This is a genomic window from Nostoc sp. JL23 (genome assembly GCF_017115065.1).
In the GTDB taxonomy this organism is placed as follows: domain Bacteria; phylum Cyanobacteriota; class Cyanobacteriia; order Cyanobacteriales; family Nostocaceae; genus Nostoc; species Nostoc punctiforme_A.
Map to the genome: position 1 here is coordinate 154,296 of NZ_JABXKN010000048.1, position 18,020 is coordinate 172,315.

12 protein-coding genes are annotated in these 18,020 nt (G+C 38.0%); 10 read left to right on the top strand and 2 right to left on the bottom strand.

Annotation, left to right across the window (positions count from 1 at the left end; all coding sequences use genetic code 11):
• The 10 genes from HWQ42_RS10090 to HWQ42_RS10135 all read left to right on the top strand — a co-directional run.
• On the top strand, nt 1-2,000 hold a 2,000-nt coding region (locus HWQ42_RS10090; RefSeq protein ID WP_292811486.1), incomplete at its 5' end, for a KR domain-containing protein.
• 54 nt (nt 2,001-2,054) lie between these two features.
• Nucleotides 2,055-2,816, top strand: coding sequence for a class I SAM-dependent methyltransferase (locus HWQ42_RS10095; RefSeq protein WP_292811488.1), 762 nt, complete (start codon nt 2,055-2,057; stop codon nt 2,814-2,816).
• Nucleotides 2,817-3,006: 190 nt separating this feature from the next.
• Nucleotides 3,007-7,089 (top strand): non-ribosomal peptide synthetase, encoded by a 4,083-nt coding sequence (locus HWQ42_RS10100; RefSeq protein WP_292811491.1) that lies wholly within the window; start codon nt 3,007-3,009, stop codon nt 7,087-7,089.
• A gap of 24 nt (nt 7,090-7,113) precedes the next feature.
• The gene (locus HWQ42_RS10105; protein ID WP_292811493.1) at nt 7,114-8,493 is read left to right on the top strand and encodes a cytochrome P450; all 1,380 of its coding nucleotides are present in this window, start codon (nt 7,114-7,116) and stop codon (nt 8,491-8,493) included.
• A 38-nt stretch (nt 8,494-8,531) separates the two neighbouring features.
• Nucleotides 8,532-9,866 (top strand): cytochrome P450, encoded by a 1,335-nt coding sequence (locus tag HWQ42_RS10110; protein WP_292811495.1) that lies wholly within the window; start codon nt 8,532-8,534, stop codon nt 9,864-9,866.
• Nucleotides 9,867-9,884: 18 nt separating this feature from the next.
• Nucleotides 9,885-11,261, top strand: a complete 1,377-nt coding sequence (locus tag HWQ42_RS10115) for an MATE family efflux transporter (RefSeq protein ID WP_292811497.1) — start codon at nt 9,885-9,887, stop codon at nt 11,259-11,261.
• Nucleotides 11,262-11,343: 82 nt separating this feature from the next.
• The gene (locus tag HWQ42_RS10120; protein WP_292811499.1) at nt 11,344-12,216 is read left to right on the top strand and encodes an SDR family oxidoreductase; all 873 of its coding nucleotides are present in this window, start codon (nt 11,344-11,346) and stop codon (nt 12,214-12,216) included.
• Nucleotides 12,217-12,322: 106 nt separating this feature from the next.
• On the top strand, nt 12,323-13,363 hold the full coding sequence (locus HWQ42_RS10125; RefSeq protein WP_292811501.1) for a methyltransferase: 1,041 nt from the start codon (nt 12,323-12,325) through the stop codon (nt 13,361-13,363).
• Between the two features lie 429 nt (nt 13,364-13,792).
• Nucleotides 13,793-14,050 carry a fatty acid desaturase gene (locus HWQ42_RS10130; protein WP_292811568.1) on the top strand — a complete coding sequence of 86 codons (258 nt, stop codon included), beginning with the start codon at nt 13,793-13,795 and terminating at the stop codon, nt 14,048-14,050.
• Between the two features lie 156 nt (nt 14,051-14,206).
• On the top strand, nt 14,207-15,475 hold the full coding sequence (locus HWQ42_RS10135) for a bifunctional sterol desaturase/short chain dehydrogenase (protein ID WP_292811504.1): 1,269 nt from the start codon (nt 14,207-14,209) through the stop codon (nt 15,473-15,475).
• Between the two features lie 363 nt (nt 15,476-15,838).
• Here the strand turns inward: HWQ42_RS10135 and HWQ42_RS10140 are convergent, their stop codons facing one another.
• Nucleotides 15,839-17,182 (bottom strand): cytochrome P450, encoded by a 1,344-nt coding sequence (locus tag HWQ42_RS10140; RefSeq protein ID WP_292811506.1) that lies wholly within the window; start codon nt 17,180-17,182, stop codon nt 15,839-15,841.
• A gap of 89 nt (nt 17,183-17,271) precedes the next feature.
• A complete protein-coding gene (locus HWQ42_RS10145) occupies nt 17,272-17,907 on the bottom strand; it encodes a TetR/AcrR family transcriptional regulator (RefSeq protein ID WP_292733767.1) in 636 nt (211 codons plus the stop codon).
• Nucleotides 17,908-18,020: the final 113 nt, after the last annotated feature.

The window sequence follows — 18,020 nt, forward strand, 5'->3', positions numbered from 1 at the left end:
GTCATCGTTTGCCTTTGCCTACTTACCCCTTTGAACGACAAAGGTACTGGATTGATGCAAAATCCCCACCCACTTCAGTAAAGACAAAATCAATTACATTAGATCATAAACAAGATATTGCTGACTGGTTTTATACTCCTTCATTGAAACGTTCTTTGCTGCATAAGTCGTCTTTTTATCCAATAAAATCTACCCAAGAAAATTGGCTGTTTTTTGTGGATGATTTGGGACTGGCTAAAAAAGTAATTGATGCGTTAACAAAGCAACCTGTAAATATTATCATTGTTCAACAAGGAGAGTATTTTAGTAAATTAAGTGAGGGTATTTATACAATTAATCCCTGTATAAGTGAAGACTATAATACATTACTAAAAGAATTAAGAACATCAGGTCAAAATCCAGAATATATTGCTTATTTCTGGAGCGTAAGCCATATTGAAAATTGTCAACGAGGAAATTATTTAGAATTCAACAGTTTACTATTTTTCATGCAGAGCCTTAGTAAACTGAAAATTAGCGATCGCTTGCAAATTTTGGTCGTATCGAACAACATCCAAGAGGTGAATGGGAATGAAAAACTAGACCCAGAGAAAGCAGCCATATTAGGTTTATGTAAAGTCATCCCTCAAGAGAATCCTAATATTACTTGTCGATGTATTGATATTGCTTTAACTAATCGCAGAGACGCAGAAAAAGGACAAGAAGATTGTGAGAGTAATATTATTGACCAACTTTTGGATGAGTTGACCTCTGTATCCTCAGACATGGTAGTTGCTTATCGCGATCGCTACCGTTGGGTACAAACGTTTGAGCCAGTTCGCTTAGAGTCAGTAGCTAACGAAAAAACACCATTGAGAAAACAAGGTGTTTACCTATTCGCTGGTGGTTTAGAAAGTATTGAAGTTGTGCTTGCAGAATATTTAGCAAAAACCTTTCAAGCAAAACTCATATTTATCGAGGATTCTACTTTCCCAGAAAAAGATGATTTCTCACAATGGCTGGAATCTCACACTCAAGAAGATGAAGTGAGTTGCAAAATTCAACAATTGCTAGCATTAGAGAAATTAGGTGCAAAAATTTTGGTAATGCGTGCAGATACAACTAATTATGAGCAAATGTCTCAAAACCTTGCATCTGAAAATATTAGACAAATTAATGGGGTCATTTATTCAACTGGAATAAAACGCGCAAATATATTTGGTTCCATTCCAGAAATTGGTAAAATAGAATTACAAAAATTATTAGAATCTCAACTTTGTAAGATTACAGCATTAGAACAAGTTTTACAAAACATAAAATTAGATTTTTGTATTATTTTTTCTTCTTTATCTTCCATTTTAGGAGGATTTGGACTAGGCTTATATTCAGCTGTTAATCAATCCATTGATACTTTTGCTAACCGACACAATCAGAATAATGATTTTCCGTGGTATATTATAAATTGGGATAAATTACAACTGAATACTAACCAAGAAAAAACAACACTTGAGGAAGTATCTGGGTCAAATTTAGCTATTACTCAAACAGAAATTGTAGAACTATTTAAACGAGTATTTTCTCTAAGAGAAGGAACTCAGATTATTCTTTCTAAAGTAGATATTAATGCTAGAAAAAATTATCCATTTAGCCTTGACTCTCTAGCAAATTCAACATCAACTAATCAATTAAATTTATCCTCACAGTACTCTAGACCTAGCCTGAGTAATTCCTATGTTGCTCCGAAAAATGAGTTGGAAAAACAAATTACGGAAATATGGCAAGAGGTACTTGGAATTGCAGAAATTGGTATTTACGACAACTTTTATGAGTTAGGAGGCGACTCACTGATTGCAACTCAATTAGTTTCTCGATTGCGAACCAAATTCCCTGTAGACTTACCACTACGTGACATTTTATTTGAAGCAATGATACCAGCGAAACAAGCAGAAATAGTTGAACAACTTCTATTGGAAAAGATTGAAGAATTATCCGAAGAAGAAGTAGCAGTTCTCTTGTTATAAGTTTCCCCAAATACTTGATTTTAAATCTTTATCTAGAAATAGGAAAAGCAGTTTATGTATTTAGCCAATAATTATGCAAATCACGACCCTATTGCTTCGGTATATAATGCTATTGGTATCACTTCCGAAGCCGAAACTATAGCACTAATTTTAGAGCAATTAATGCTAAAACACCTTTCTAAAGGAGCACATATTCTCGACATTGGTTGCGCTAACGGACAATTAGTCCAACAGTTTCATATAAGAGGTTATCAAACGACTGGACTTGATTGTTCTGAAAAACTATTGCACTACGCCCAAATAAATGCACCTGAAAGTAAATTTATTCTTAGTGATATACGTAAGTTTGAGTCGTTACCCACCTATGATGCAGTTTTTTCAAGAAACACTCTCGGCTTCATTCTCAACCTTGAGGAATTGACAACTGTTTTCAGAAACGTGTATGCAGCGATGCATAATAATGGTCTGTTTGTGTTCACCATAGTAACTGTGGACAGTGTATCGCGTGAGAGTCTTCTAGAAGATTTCAATATATGTGATATCACTGATAAATATGTTTATCTTGAAGAAGGCAAATACAACCCAGAAGAAAGGATGCGGGAACTCAAATCTACCACATTTGAATTGATAAATGGAATGTGGAAGCGTTCGGACAATACCTTACTGGATAAAGCTTATTTCTCATCAGAAATTCAGTCGGCTTTAGAAAATGTGGGCTTTATAGAAATTAATCACTACAATAGCAAAGATTTTGGAGACCCTACCCCAACAGGTGAGGATTGCTTTGTTTGTCGAAAACCATCCCTGACGCGATAGTATAATTGCCGATGATTAGTGGCTCAGTCAAAATTAATTGCTTTAGCTGATAGGACTTGTCACTTAATAAGCTTTTGATAACGGTATAGCTATCTGAATCAAGAGTTTGGGAATGAAACTTTTTATTCAGTGACAAGTCCAAACTTAGCTAAAAGACTAAGAACTAGTAACTATTAATAATTTATCAGCAATGGAGAAACAAGACTTTAATTTATCCCCAGCGAAAAAAGCCCTTTTAGAAAAATGGAAGAGAGGGAATATTCAAGCTGATATTATCCCCAAACGTCAAGTATTTAAAAATATTCCCTTATCTTTCTCCCAACAAAGACTATGGTTTGTTGACCAGCTTTATCACGGGAGTTCTTTCTACAATATTTCCATCGCATTTCAGATTAAAGGACGGCTGAATATTACAGTACTGCAACAATGTTTGCATGAAATCCTCAATCGTCATGAAGTTTGGCGGACAAATTTTCAGATTATAAATGGAGAACCAATACAGGAAATTGTACCCCAATTAACTTGGGATTTATCTATTATTAATCTTGAACATTTGTCTGATAATAACTGGGAGTCGGAGGTTAAGCAATTTGCAGCAGAGTCAGCAAAAAAACCTTTTAATTTAGCTAAAGGGCTTCTAGTCAGAGCAACTTTACTGCGCTTGAGTGGAAAAGAACACGTTTTGCTTGTGACTATGCACCACATTATTACGGATGGATGGTCTTGTAATGTGTTCCTGCGGGAGTTGTCAACGCTGTATGCTGCTTTTTCAACAAATCAGCCTTCTCCCTTACCTGCACTCCCCATTCAGTACGCAGATTTTGCAATTTGGCAACGCGATCGCATCCAAGGTGAATTCCTCGCAACCCAATTAAATTATTGGCAGCAACAACTCAAGGGTGAGTTACCTGTACTACAATTACCTACAGACCGTCCGCGACCGAAGGTTACTACTTTCAGTGGTGCCAAGCAGTACTTTACATTCTCAAAAGCTCTAACTGATGTACTCAGACAATTAAGCCAGCGAGAAGATGCGACTTTATTTATGAGTTTGCTGGCAGCATTTAACATATTATTATATCGTTACACAGACCAAGAAGACATCTTAATTGGTTCTCCAATTGCTAACCGCAATCGTGCAGAATTAGAAGGAATGCTGGGTTTATTTGTTAATACTTTGGTGTTACGTAATAACCTTAGTGGTAATCCCAGTTTTCGCGAATTTCTATGTCGAGTGCGTCAGGTGACTCTTGATGCTTATGCACATCAAGATTTGCCTTTTGAGATGCTTGTAGAAAAATTACAACTCGAACGCGACTTAAGCCGAAATCCACTTTATGAAATCATGTTTGTCTTGCAAAATACTCCAACCTCTGTACAGGAAGTATCTGGATTAACCTTGCGTAACTTGGAATTTGATAGTGGTACAGCTCAACTAGATATTTTCTTGTCGATATCTGAATCTCAAGAAGGTTTAACAGGATCTTTGGAGTACAATACAGACATTTTCGATTCAACAACCATTACTCAATTTATCAACAACTTCCAAACATTGTTAGAAAATATTGTTGTTAATCCAGAACAGCGCATCAGTGAGTTGTCATTACTAACTGCTTCTGAACAGGAACAACTATTATTAAAATTTCATCAAACTCGTGCTGATTATCCTCAAAATACATCTTTGAATCAATTATTTGAGCAACAAGTAGAATTAACACCTGACTCTTTAGCGTTAATTAGCCTGTCTGAGAAACTGACTTATCGTCAACTTAACCACAGAGTGAATCAGCTTGCACATTATCTACAAAAACAGGGTATAACAAAAGAAACGCTGGTTGCTTTATGTCTGGAACGCTCCATAGACATAGTAACAGGAATTTTAGCAATCCTCAAAGCCGGTGGTGCATATATTCCCCTCGATCCGAGTTATCCAGTAGAGCGCCTGAATTTTATGCTCTCTGATTCCCAAGCATCGCTGTTAATTACCAAGCAAGAGATATTAGAAAAACTATCATTATCTTCGGCTAAAACTGTTTGCTTAGATATCCACAAAGATGAAATTGCTCAAGAAAGTTCAGAAAATCCCATTAACATCTCTGCATCTGATAAGCTCGCCTATATTATCTACACTTCTGGCTCAACTGGAACACCTAAAGGCGTTCTTGGCACTCATCGTGGTACAGTCAATGGCTTACATTGGCTATGGAAAACCTATCCTTTTACCCAAGGAGAAGTTTGTTGTCAAAAAACAGCTATTAGTTTTGTAGATTCTGTATGGGAAATTTTTGCTCCTTTACTTCAAGGAATTCCTACAGTAATTATCAGTAATGCAACTATACTAGACCCGCAACTATTTATAGAAACTCTGGCTGCTCATCAAGTAAGCCGTATTATACTTGTACCCTCACTACTGCGCTTACTGATTAACAATTACAGTCATCTGCTCAAGAAATTATCGCAGATCAAACTTTGGATCACTAGCGGGGAAACACTATCTATTAACTTAGCTAAAAGTTTCCGAGAATTAATCCCATTTGCAAAATTAATTAACCTTTATGGTTCCTCGGAAGTTTCTGCTAATGCTACTTACTATGATACTAGTTTATTAGAAGACCAAGCAAGCAGTGTCCCCATCGGTCGTGCTATTGACAATACTCAAACTTATGTGTTGAATCGGGATTTACAATTAACACCTAGAGGAGTGATTGCAGAACTTTATATTGGTGGTGATGGGTTAGCGAAGGGTTATTTACATCGTCCAGAGTTAACTCAAGAACGATTTATTGATAACCCCTTTGTTCCCAGAACCAAGCTTTATAAAACAGGCGATTTCGTGCGTTATCGCAATGATGGTAGTCTGGAGTATTTGGGTCGTCAGGATGAACAAGTAAAAATTAGAGGTTTTCGAGTAGAATTGGGTGAAATTGCGGCTGCGATCGCACAACATCCAGATGTGCAAGAATCTATTGTAATTGCCGTCGATGATGCTCAAGAAAATCAGCGTTTGATTGCCTATGTCGTCACAAATAAACAGGATATAGCTACACAACTGTTGCCCTATTTGCAGCATCAGTTGCCTAATTACATGCGACCGTCTGCTTTTGTGGTGCTGGATAAGCTCCCACTTACACCTAATGGCAAAGTAGACAAGCATTCTCTGCCAATTGATGAAGTTATCCGACCAACTACTATCCAATCATTTGTTGCTCCTCGGAATTTTACAGAATTATCATTAGTAAAACTTTGGGAAAATCTTCTAAATACTAACCCTATTGGGGTGACAGATAACTTCTTCGAGTTGGGTGGTCACTCGTTTTTAGCTGTACGCTTAATGGCTCAAATTCATGACAGATTTGAGCATAATCTTCCCCTATCTACTCTTTTTGAAAACCCAACAATTGAGAAACTAGCAACTATTGTCAGTCAGCCATCCCGTCAGAGTTCTAATTCTCCTCTAGTAGCAATTAACTCTTCCGGTTCTAAAATACCTTTTTTCTGTATACATGGTGCTGGTGGAGGTATTAGTCACTACTTTAATTTATCCAGAAGACTTGGTGAAGATTATCAATTTTACGCTTTGGAAGATACCTTAGAACAAGACAAAGCAGAAATTATTTCAGTAGAAGAAACTGCAACTCGTTACCTCCAAGAAATTCATAAAGTACAACCAAATGGCCCTTATCTTTTAGGTGGTCATTGTTACGGCGGTGTACTTGCTTTTGAAATGGCACAACAGTTGCAAAAGAAGGGTCAAACAGTAAGTTTATTAGTTATCATCGATGCCATACTATCAGAAGCACCCATTGAATCTACAGACGATGACGATGCAAAATTTTTGCTCCGGATCGCTGAATCAATAAAAACCGATAATAATATAGACTTTTTAGTACCTTTTGAAGAACTTCGAGATTTACCATTAAATCAGCAACTTAATTTTATTAATCAAAAAGCAAATTTCATTTTTAGCGATGCGGAGATTAACGATTTTCTTCACCATTACAAACTGTTCAAAGCTCATGTTCAAGCTATGCGAGGTTATGTCCCGCAGATTTATCCTGAGAAAATGACTTTATTCCGAGCAAATGAGGAAATAATTCATGATTTTGAAAACCCCGAATGGAATACCGACGATCCATTTCTAGGTTGGGAGAAATTTTCCAAGCAACCTATACAAATGATTGAAATTCCTGGCGACCATTTCTCAATTTTTGTAGAACCTTATATTCAGGAATTAGCCAGATATCTGAGAGTTTGTATTGATAATGCTGTATAAAAATAATGGGAGTAAAAAAGAGTGATGAAACTACCTCCGGGGCCAAAAACTCCTGCTTGGTTGCTAGCTCTGCAATTCGAGGCTAACCCCTTTGCCTATATGGATGCTAATTCCCAACTTTATGGGGACATGGTGACTAGAATGCTTGGTTCTACGCCAATGATTTATGTTAGTAATCCTTTGGCTATCAAGCAACTTTTCACCAATACTAGAGAAATTACCGCATCTGGTACCTTGAACCAAGATTTTGCCCTGTTCACAGGAAATCAAGGAATACTGCAACTTGATGGTTTAATTCACAAAAATCGACGTAAGCTCCTCATGCAGGCTTTTCATGGAACGCGAATGCAAGCCTGTGGACGACGTATCTGCGAACTTACGCAAAAAATTATGGCTCGACAAGCGATTGACAAACCTTTTATCGCTTACTCAATCATAGAAGAAATTACGCTGTCGATAGGTATAGAGGTTGTGCTGGGATTACCTGAAGGTAAACGCTATGACAAACTCAAGCATTTATTTATTTCTGTGTTCAAATCCGAGCGATCTAAACTTTTTAAATTTATTACCAAACTACCTTTAGGAAACCGGGATTTAGGTCGGTGGAGTCCAGAAGGATATATGCTTCACCTCCGACAGGAAATTTTTCAATTGCTATATACTGAAGTGCAAGAACGCCGCCAGCAAGCAGATTATTTACGCACTGATATGCTTACCGATCTGATATTTGCTGCTGATGAAACAGGTGAACCATTAAGTAATCAAGAGGTGCGCGACCTTCTATTATCGCCTATATTTGCAGCTCAAGACGCTTCCGGAACTGCGATCGCTTGGTCTTTGTACTGGATTCACCGTTTACCTGCTATAAGAGCGCGCCTGCTGGAAGAAATTGATAGTCTTGGTGAAAACCCAGACCCCATGAACATTGTCACATTACCCTACCTAAATGCTGTTTGTAACGAAGCTCTACGAATTTATCCAACTCAGTTGTTTGCATTTCCCAGGTTGGTAGAATCGACCGTCGAGATGATGGGCTACGAGTTGAATCCCGGTACAATACTTATTGCTAATATTTATTCCACACATCAGCGAGAAGATTTATATCCCAGTCCCAAAGAATTTCAGCCAGAGCGCTTTTTAGGAAAACAATTTTCTCCCTACGAATTTCTCCCATTTGGTGGTGGTTCTCGTGTTTGTATTGGCGGGACTTTTGCTTTATTTGAAATGAAACTTATATTAGCAACTATTCTGGCAAATTATGAATTAGAGCTAGTTAGTCAGCGCCCAGAACGTCCCAAATATGGAGGTCTGATTTGTTATCCAGCTAGCGGTGTGAAGATGGTCATACGTGGTCTGCGTCAAAATCAAAGACAATCACAACCATTCGTAGTCGGTTTAGTTTAAGAACTATCAATTATTTAACATTTATCAGAAAAATACCAATGAAACTACCTGATGGGCCAAAAACTTCTCCCCGATTACTCAATCAATTTGAGACCGATCCCCTTGCCTTCATGGATGCTATGGGCGATCGCTATGGCGACATTTTTACTATTATGGCTGATTCAATACCTCTAGTAATAATCAGCAACCCAGAAGGGATGAAGCAGATTTTTACTAATGCAAAAGAGATTACAGCTTCTGGTAAGTTGAATCAAGGTGGAGAATCAATTGTCGGCAAGTATGGGTTGCTTGCACTAGATGGGTTGCGTCACAGAAATCGCCGTAAGTTGTTGATGTCACCGATGCGCGAAACTCAGACACAAGAATATGGACGGCATATTTGTAGAGTAACAGAAAAAGTAATGAATCAACTGACTATAGGTAAATCTTTTCTTGCTTACCCAACTATGCAAAAGATTACCTTAGAAGTAGTTTTGCCATCATTATTTGGGTTACATCAAGGAGAGCGTTACGAACAATTTCGACAACTGTTTTCTAATTTAATAAGTTACGCTCGGTCTCGCTGGCTAGATATATCTCTGTCCTACCCTTTTCTAAAGAAGGATTTGGGTCGCTGGAGTCCTTGGGGATACTGGCTTCACTTACAACGGCAATTTGACTCACTACTCCACATCGAAATTGAAGAGCGCCACCAACAAGTAAATCCTTTGCGTACCGATGTATTATCAGAACTGGTCTTGGCTTGCGATGAAATGGGTCAACCAATGACCTATGAATATATCCGAGATTTGTTTCCATCATTGCTATTTGGTGGTCAAGATGCGTCAGCCACTGCTATAAGTTGGTCTTTGTACTGGATTCATAGTGTACCTGGTATTCGCAATCGCTTATTGGAAGAACTTGACAGTCTTGGTGAATCCCTAGAACCTGCGAAGATTATCGCATTACCTTACTTAAATGCTGTTTGTAATGAATCCCTACGAATTTATCCAACTCAGGTTGTGACATTTCCACGACTTGTAGAATCACCAATTGAAGTCATGGACTACAAATTAGACCCAGGAACCGTAGTAAGAGGATGTATATACTTGACTCATCAACGAGAGGATTTATATCCACAACCAAAGCAATTCAGACCAGAGCGCTTTCTAGAAAAAGAATATTCTCCCTATGAGTTTCTACCATTTGGTGGTGGCGCTCGTCGCTGTCCAGGTGAGTTATTAGCACTTTTTGAAATGAAACTGGTATTAGCAACAATTCTCTCACGCTATCAATTAGCGTTAGCACATAAAAGAGTAGAGAAACCTAAAGCTAGGGGCGTTAACTATCCTCCAGCTAGTGGCTTGAAGATGGTAATGCTTGGGTCACGCTAATAAGTAAATAAATTAAAAATGACTTCACAAAACCAATCTAAAATAAAAAATGAGATACTTAAAGGTAACATCTTAAAACTGATGTTCAAGTTATCAGCTCCTGGCATTCTAGTAATACTGCTGATTAACATGAATGCTTTTATTGATGCTCTATTTGCTGGGCAATTTATAGGAGAAACAGCAATTGCTGGCATATCTTTAGCTCTACCACTTACTGCTATCATAGATGGTTTTGCTTACTTAGTTGGAACAGGTTCAGCTTCTGTTCTGAGCCGAGCTATTGGTGCTGGAGATATAAAAACTCAGTCCAAAATTTTTGGCAATTTAATTATAATGGGTATTTTTATATCCTTTTTTATTACTATAATTGGCTACAGTTTTAGTGAAGAATTAATTAAACTAATGGGAGGAATTGGTCAAGTAGCTTTTGCCGGTTCTGAATATTTTAAAACTTATATACTAGGCTCAGTATTTTATATTTTAGCAGTAGCTTCCAACCAACTTATTAAGTCAGAAGGTAAAGTTAGATTAGCTATGACTTTTGCAGGTATTTATGTCATTATTAATATAATTTTAAATCCTATATTTGTTGTAGTTTTTCATTGGGGTATCCGGGGAATTGCTCTTGCTACTGTTATTGCTATGATAGTATTTTGCATAATAAACTTTATATATTTCTTATCTGGTAAAAGTTCTATTCCAGTTAATCCTAGAAAGCTTGCTCTAGCAATAAATTTACTTCCGCGAATTTTATCAGTGGGAATGTCAGCACTACTCGCTAATGTTATGGAATTAGTTCAAAATTTTGTTGTTTTTAAATCTATCTCCTATTATGGAACAAATAGTGATATTGCTTTCTACGGAGCAACTATAAGATTGACTTTATTAGCATTCATTCCTTTAAATGGATTTGTGCAAGCATTACAACCAGTGATTGGCATAAATTATGGAGCCAGAAATTATGATAGAGTGAGAAAAGCTTATTTTACTTTTAGTATTTCTGTAACTGCTTTGGCTGTATTATTTTGGTTGCCAATGCAATTATCACCAGAAACATTTTTAAGTTGGCTATTGCCAAATTCGACTTTCACAAACAATGATTTACTCAATTTTCGCGTTTTGAGTTTATTAATACCAACAATATCTTTTGTTCCCTTTGGTTCAGTTCTATTTCAGTCTATAGGAAAGGGAAAAACTGTTTCTATAATAATTATTTTAAATAATATAGTTTTATTTATTCCACTAGTGGTAATTTTATCAAAGTTGCTAGGTGTAAGTGGTGTATATTATGGAATAGCTATTACGGATTTTTTACTGATGGTTATTGCACTTCTATTAACATTTATTGAATTCAAAAAAATGAATATAAATTATCTAAAAGAGCATCCCTATTAAACTATCAATATAATTCCAATTTTATTGATTTTAAATTTTAGTTTTTACATCTGCATATCTATTCACTCTAAAGGTCACAAAAATGCCTCCAAAACATAAAGGTGCTATCGTAATTACAGGAGCATCAACAGGTGTAGGCAGAGCAACAGCTCTTATGCTTGACAAAAAAGGATATCGAGTATTTGCATCAGTCCGTAAAGAAAAAGATGCTGAATCTCTCAAGAGTGATTCCTCCGAGAATTTGACACCAATTTTCATGGATATTACAAAACCAGAAGAAATTAAATCTGCGGCAGATATTGTTTCAAAATCTATTCCTGATGAAGGATTAGTAGGATTAGTAAATAATGCTGGTCTGTTAGTTGATGGGCCACTGGAGTTTATTTCGCTTGATGACCTGAGATGGCAATTTGAAGTCAATGTTTTTGGGCAAATAGCAGTGACGCAGGAATTTTTACCGTTAATCCGAAAAGTTAAAGGTCGGATTATTAATATTGGCTCTATCGGAGGAGTAATTTCTGGGCCATATATCTCTGCTTTGTGTGCTTCCAAGTTTGCGTTAGAGGCATTTACCGATGCTTTGAGAATAGAATTACATCCTTGGGGAATCGAAGTTATCTTAATTGAACCAGGCTCAATTGCATCTGCGGCTCCCGATAAAGTAGAGGAAAGCTTTAGAAAAAATTTTGCCAATATGTCACCTGATGCTAAAGCAATGTATGGAGATACATATAAATTTTTTGTAGAAGATTTAATTCAATCAAATCGTGAAGGGATGCCGCCGGAACAAGTTGCAGATGCGATTATAAAGGCTTTAGAAATTAGGAAGCCTAAAACACGTTATTTCTTGTCTAAGGGGCAGCTAGGTTTAATGCTTGAACTTGTGCTAAAAAAAATTATACCAGACCGTAGTTATGATGCAATGATTATAAAAAGTTTGAATTTTAAAAATTAAATTTGAACTTGTTCTCCTGCATTTCATCCGTTTGAATGCTCAAATTAAAAGTATATTCACTGGAATATTACAGACAATCAACACTTAGTTAATTTATTTCAAAATCATGATTTCATCTGATTCAAAACCTAATAATACAGACTTTCAAATCAGTCCGCTAGAATGGGTACATGCTTACTGGGTTTCACGGTGTATCTATGTCGTCGCTAAACTTGGTATTGCTGATTTGCTAAAGGATGGCTCTCAACATTGCGATATTTTAGCTGCTGCAACAAATACACATAGTGATTCTCTATATCGAGTTTTGCGGGCGCTCGCCAGTATTGGAATTTTTGCGGAGACACAAACTCGATGCTTTGAGCTAACACCATTGGCAGATTGTTTGCAAAGCAACGTTCCTGACTCAATTCGTGCTATGGCTATTTTCCGAGGTGAAGAGCATTACTATAAATCCTGGGGGAATTTAATGTATTGCTTAGAAACTGGTAAAAGTGCCTTCGAAGATTTGTATGGTATGGATTTGTTTGAGTACAATGAACAGAATTCTAGCCGAGGAGAAATCTTCGACCAGGCTATGACTTCATCAAAAGATTCCTATACCGAACACCTGGAAGCTTATGATTTTTCGTCAATTAATAAGCTAATAGACGTTGGTGGTGGTCAAGGGAGCTTTTTAGCTGCTGTACTCGAAGCTAATCCTACTATGATAGGAGTATTGTTCGATCAGGCAGAAGTGATTAATAGAGCCAAGGATTCACAAGAAATAGCATCCGTTATTAGTCGTTGTCAGCTTGTAGGAGGTAGCTTTTTTGAAGCTCTGCCACAAGGAGGAGATGCTTATGTTCTTAAACATATTATTCAGGACTGGGATGACGAGCGATCGCTGGCTATTCTTCAACGTTGTCATCAAGCTATGATAGAGCAAGGACGGGTTTTAGTGATAGACTACGTACTTCCTCCTGCTAACGAGTTTTCAGGAAGTAAGTTTATAGATATCAACATGTTAGTAATGTGTCCAGGTGGACGTATTCGTACTGAAGCTGAGTTTGAAGATTTATTTAAATCAGCAGGTTTCAAACTTACTAAAATTTATCCAACACAATCGGATGTTAGTATTATTGAAGGAGTTAAAATAGATATCAATTAATAATGAAGAATGCTGAGTTAAAAGTGCTGAGTTCTGAATTGAAAGACAACCCATAATATGGAAGGTATCAACCTTCTCCTAGTAAGAATATTCGTCTCAAGTTTGCCCCAGAGCAAACGCATCTAAATTACTCTTGACCACGACCAAGATTAAGAATCAACGCTCATAATCAGTATTTATCGCTGGGTGTAGTTTGCAGAACTCAAAGCGATGCCTGCGGCGGGCTACGCCAACGCCTAAAGTTTTAACAAGAAGCATAAGTTAATGAGATTGATTTAGACTCTATTGACAATATACTGCTCTCGTTGATATAATGCGGCCGCCCTAATCCCAATGCTAATTGGGCGATTTCGGATTTTGGTATTCAACTCGGTACTTAACGCCGGGTTTTTTGCCGTTGAGTGCAACGCCGAATAGCCCGTTGTAGACATCACTGCTACACTCAATTTCTTAGAGGAAAGGCAATCCGGTCAGACTGTGACTGCGTTGGCGATGTCGACCAATACACTCACACTCTGGTCTGTACGATTTTTCATGTGGAATATGCCATTTCATGCAGAGCATCATTTGTACGCATCAATTCCGTTTCACGTGCTACCAAAAGGCACATCAGCAATTAGCAAACACTTTACCCACATTGAACCTGGCTATGTGAAAGTCAACTGGGATATCTTAACTAATTCCTAATTGGGCATGGGGAGCAGAGGGGCGGAGGGGGAAAGACTTACTGTAACTAAGTCCCCTGCTCCCCATTCCTTTTGATTTTAATTTGCTCTAGACTCGACCTTAAGGCGCCTTTATCAGATCATGAAGAATGATTAAAAAAAACGAGTATAGACAAATATGATAAAAATGCTAGCTGAAAACTTGATGGGAATTGAGACAAGCTTACAAATTAATTGGGTTTGGCTAAATGCCAGCTTACAGTTTGCTAGTTGGGCACTCTTCTCACTTTTACTCGCTGAGGTTTTGAGAGACAGCTACCATGCTTTGTGTCACCAAGTCAATTGGCTTGCTAAATGGCACAACAAGCACCATAGCGCCTATCGTCGGGATTTATCGATAGTTTCCCTGAAAATTTACCAAGAATCCCAGCTCTATCACGACATTTTAGAGTCGAGTCTACTGCTAGTGGTCTTGGTAGTCGTTGCCTTAATTGTCCAACAACTGGGGTTATGGCTGGGAGTAGCTTATGCTTGCACCTTTTTGTATGGCGCGTCTGTGCGATATTTTCAGGGAAAAATTGATACAGATTACAACCACCTACCCGGCCCTTTAGAGACAATACCATCCATTTGGTGGGTGAATCGGTCTTACCATTGGCGGCATCATTTTGATGATGTCAACGCTTACTACAGTGGTGTCTTTCCCCTAGTGGATAAAATTCTGGGCACAGGACTGTCTCTAAAAGGTAAAACCATCGCTTTAACCGGAGCATCAGGAGCGTTGGGACAAGCGCTGGCGGCTGAACTTGTAAAGAATAATGCTAAAGTTGTCGCATTAACCACTAATCCAGAAAAATTAGTAGAGCAAGTTGGGGTAAAGGTGGTTTCCTGGCAGTTGGGCAACGAAGTTGAACTGAGAAATAGTTTAGAAAAAGTAGATATTTTAATTATCAACCACGGAACCAATGTCTACGCCAGCCGCACACCGGAGGCTATCAACTCCTCTTATGAGGTAAATACCTTTTCAGCATTGCGGTTGATAGATATATTTTTGACAACTGTAACAGGTCCACAGGCAAAAGCAACCAAGGAAATCTGGATAAACACTTCTGAGGCTGAGGTTTCTCCAGCACTAAGTCCACTTTATGAACTCAGCAAAAGAGCGTTAGGAGATATTGTTACCCTCAAGCGTTTGGATGGGGATTGTGTAATTCGCAAGTTAATTCTTGGCCCATTTAAGAGTCAACTGAATCCTTATGGTGTGATGTCTGCACAGCAAGTTGCTCGTGCGATCTTATTTTTGGCACGGCGAGACTTCCGAAATATTATTGTGGCAATAAATCCTCTCACCTATCTGCTGTTTCCTTTAAAGGAAACTAGTACCTCACTATACTATCGACTTTTTAGCCGGACAGCAAAAAGTGAACAGGACTTATCCAAACAATAGTCGAAAAGAATGATTTTTAGGTAGGGGCAATTCATGAATTGTCCCTGAGCGCGTGTAGTTTTGCAAAGTTTTATTTGCGATGCCTGCGACGGGCTACACACATCAGCATTTTCTAGCAGCAAAAGTGACAGGACTTACGCAAAATCATGAAAAAACGAACCACAAAGGCGCAAAGGATACAAAGAAATGAGAGTTTCAGAGAGTTATTGCGTAAGTCCTAAGTGAGACTGCCGCTGTTAAAACTTGGTTCTTAAAAGCAATACCGTTCAGTTAAGAAAATTGTAGGTTGGGTAGAACTTTAGTGTTACCCAACAAATCTTCTTAACTGAGCAGTATTGGAATGCAAGTTCCTCCCAAGTAAGTTTATCGTTTTTTAATAGCCATCATCCGAACTACACCATTAGGAGCAAGGGTAAATCCACGTCGTTGCAGTTTAATAGGTTTATTTTCTACTAAGGTAAGTTGATAATTGGATAAAACTGTTGCGAGGACTAATTTGATTTCTAACTGAGCAAGGGCATATCCTAAACATCGCCGACTTCCACCACCAAAAGGAATGAACTCCCAAGGAGAATACTGGCGTCCTAAAAAACGTTCGGGATTAAATTGTTGAGGATTAGGATACAAGTCTTCCCGGTAATGCAAGAGGTAGATACTTGGCATTAAGGTTGTGTCAGGAGGAAACTGATATCCTGCAATATTTATGGATGATTTGGTAATCCGTGGGAAAAGCCCTGGCAACACTGGATACATCCGCAGGGTTTCTTGGCAAACTGCGCTTAAGTAAGGAAGTTGGGCAATTTCCATCGGGTTTGGATTTTCTCCCAAGCTGTCAAGTTCCTGCTGCAATTTTAAGAGGACATCTGGATTTCGGTGAATTTGATAGAAAGCCCACGCTAGCGTTGTTGCAGTAGTTTCATGTCCAGCAAATAAAATTGTGAGCAATTCATCTTTTAATTCATCGTCGGTCATTGCTTGCCCATTTTCATCTCGTGCTGCCATCATCAAGCTCAGAACATCACCCTGGTTCTGATTGTTCTTTGTTCTTTTCTGTTCAATTTCTGCTTGAAGTAGCTCATGAATATAGTTTTGTCTACTTTTCATCTGCCCCCAAGGAGTCCATTTTCCCCAATCTTGTTGTAAGAATCGGAAAAACAGCATACTGGAGCGCAAAGGAGAATCAGTCATATCCAACCAACTAGTAAGCAGAGGTAAAATTAGTTGATAGCGTTTTCCTTCACTTAAACCAAAGACAATTTGTAAAATTACTTCTAGACTAACTTTCTGCATGGCAGACCGAACCACAAAAGGTTGATCGATTTGCCATTGACTGGCGATTTGCTCGGTAATTAAGCAGATTTGCCCTGCATAAGTTTGTAGCCTTTCTCCATGAAAGGGGGGCATTAATAATTTTCGTTCTCGTCGATGGCGGGCACCATCTATTAACATCAGAGAATTTCGCCCAATCAAAGGCTCTGCAAGTTTATTACCACGACCAATATCAAATTTAGAATCTTGACTGAAAATTTCTTGAATGGCTTGGGGATGGCTAATAATTACATAAGAGCCAAGTCCACTCAGTCGCATGGAAAACATGTCTCCATACTTTTGACTATACTTTTGCTGAAATCCAATCGGATCGGCAATCCATCCGATCAGTTGCCACCACGAAGGACTAGTAATGCAATTCGGTAATTGACTCAGCATAATATTTACCTGTGATTCCACTTCATAATCTCAAACAAATACACCCATTATCCCTGAGCATTAAAGGTTGTCGGGTATAGTACTGTTGTTTATTCAACCGTATTTAGAGACTGGCTCATAACCGCATTTATTAAGCTATCTAGCAAGCGATCGCGTGATAAAGATGTCAGTTCTTTTCCATACAACATTTCTTGTAAAATCACGTGGGATACCAGCGAACCAAAAAAAATATGAGCCATTGCTTCTGGGTCGGTGATTCCTAATTCTGGATGAGATCCGAAATACTGACTCAGCATTTGCCGACCGCGTAGCACAACGGTTTGGGTATAAAGTTTAGCTAGTTCTGGAAAGTTTTGTGACTCGGTGATAATCAAACGCAACAATGCCAAATAATCGGGATTATCAGCGACTTCGGTTAAATAAATTTCAGCAATTTGACGCAAAAAAACTGCTGGTTCACTATGCAATTTTTCTGTGCAAAAAATACTTTGAAAACAAGCAAGCGTCAACCGTTCTATCAACGCTTTAAACAGTCCTTCTTTATCTTGAAAGTGACTGTATATTGTTTGCTTAGATACTCCAGCCGCCGCACTAACGCGATCCATACTTGTTCTAGCGTAACCCTCCTTCAAAAATACCTGTATAGCTCCTTGCAAGATTTGCTCCTGCTTTGGAGCGATCGCAGGTAAAGGATTTTCTAGTTGGAAAGTAGGGTTTATAGGCATGAAGAGTAAATTTTTTTACGTAATATCTTGTATTATCATACTAGACAGTCTAGTATATGACACTGAATTCAAAATTTTCAATTTACAAAATATTTTTCACAATCCAGGGTGCT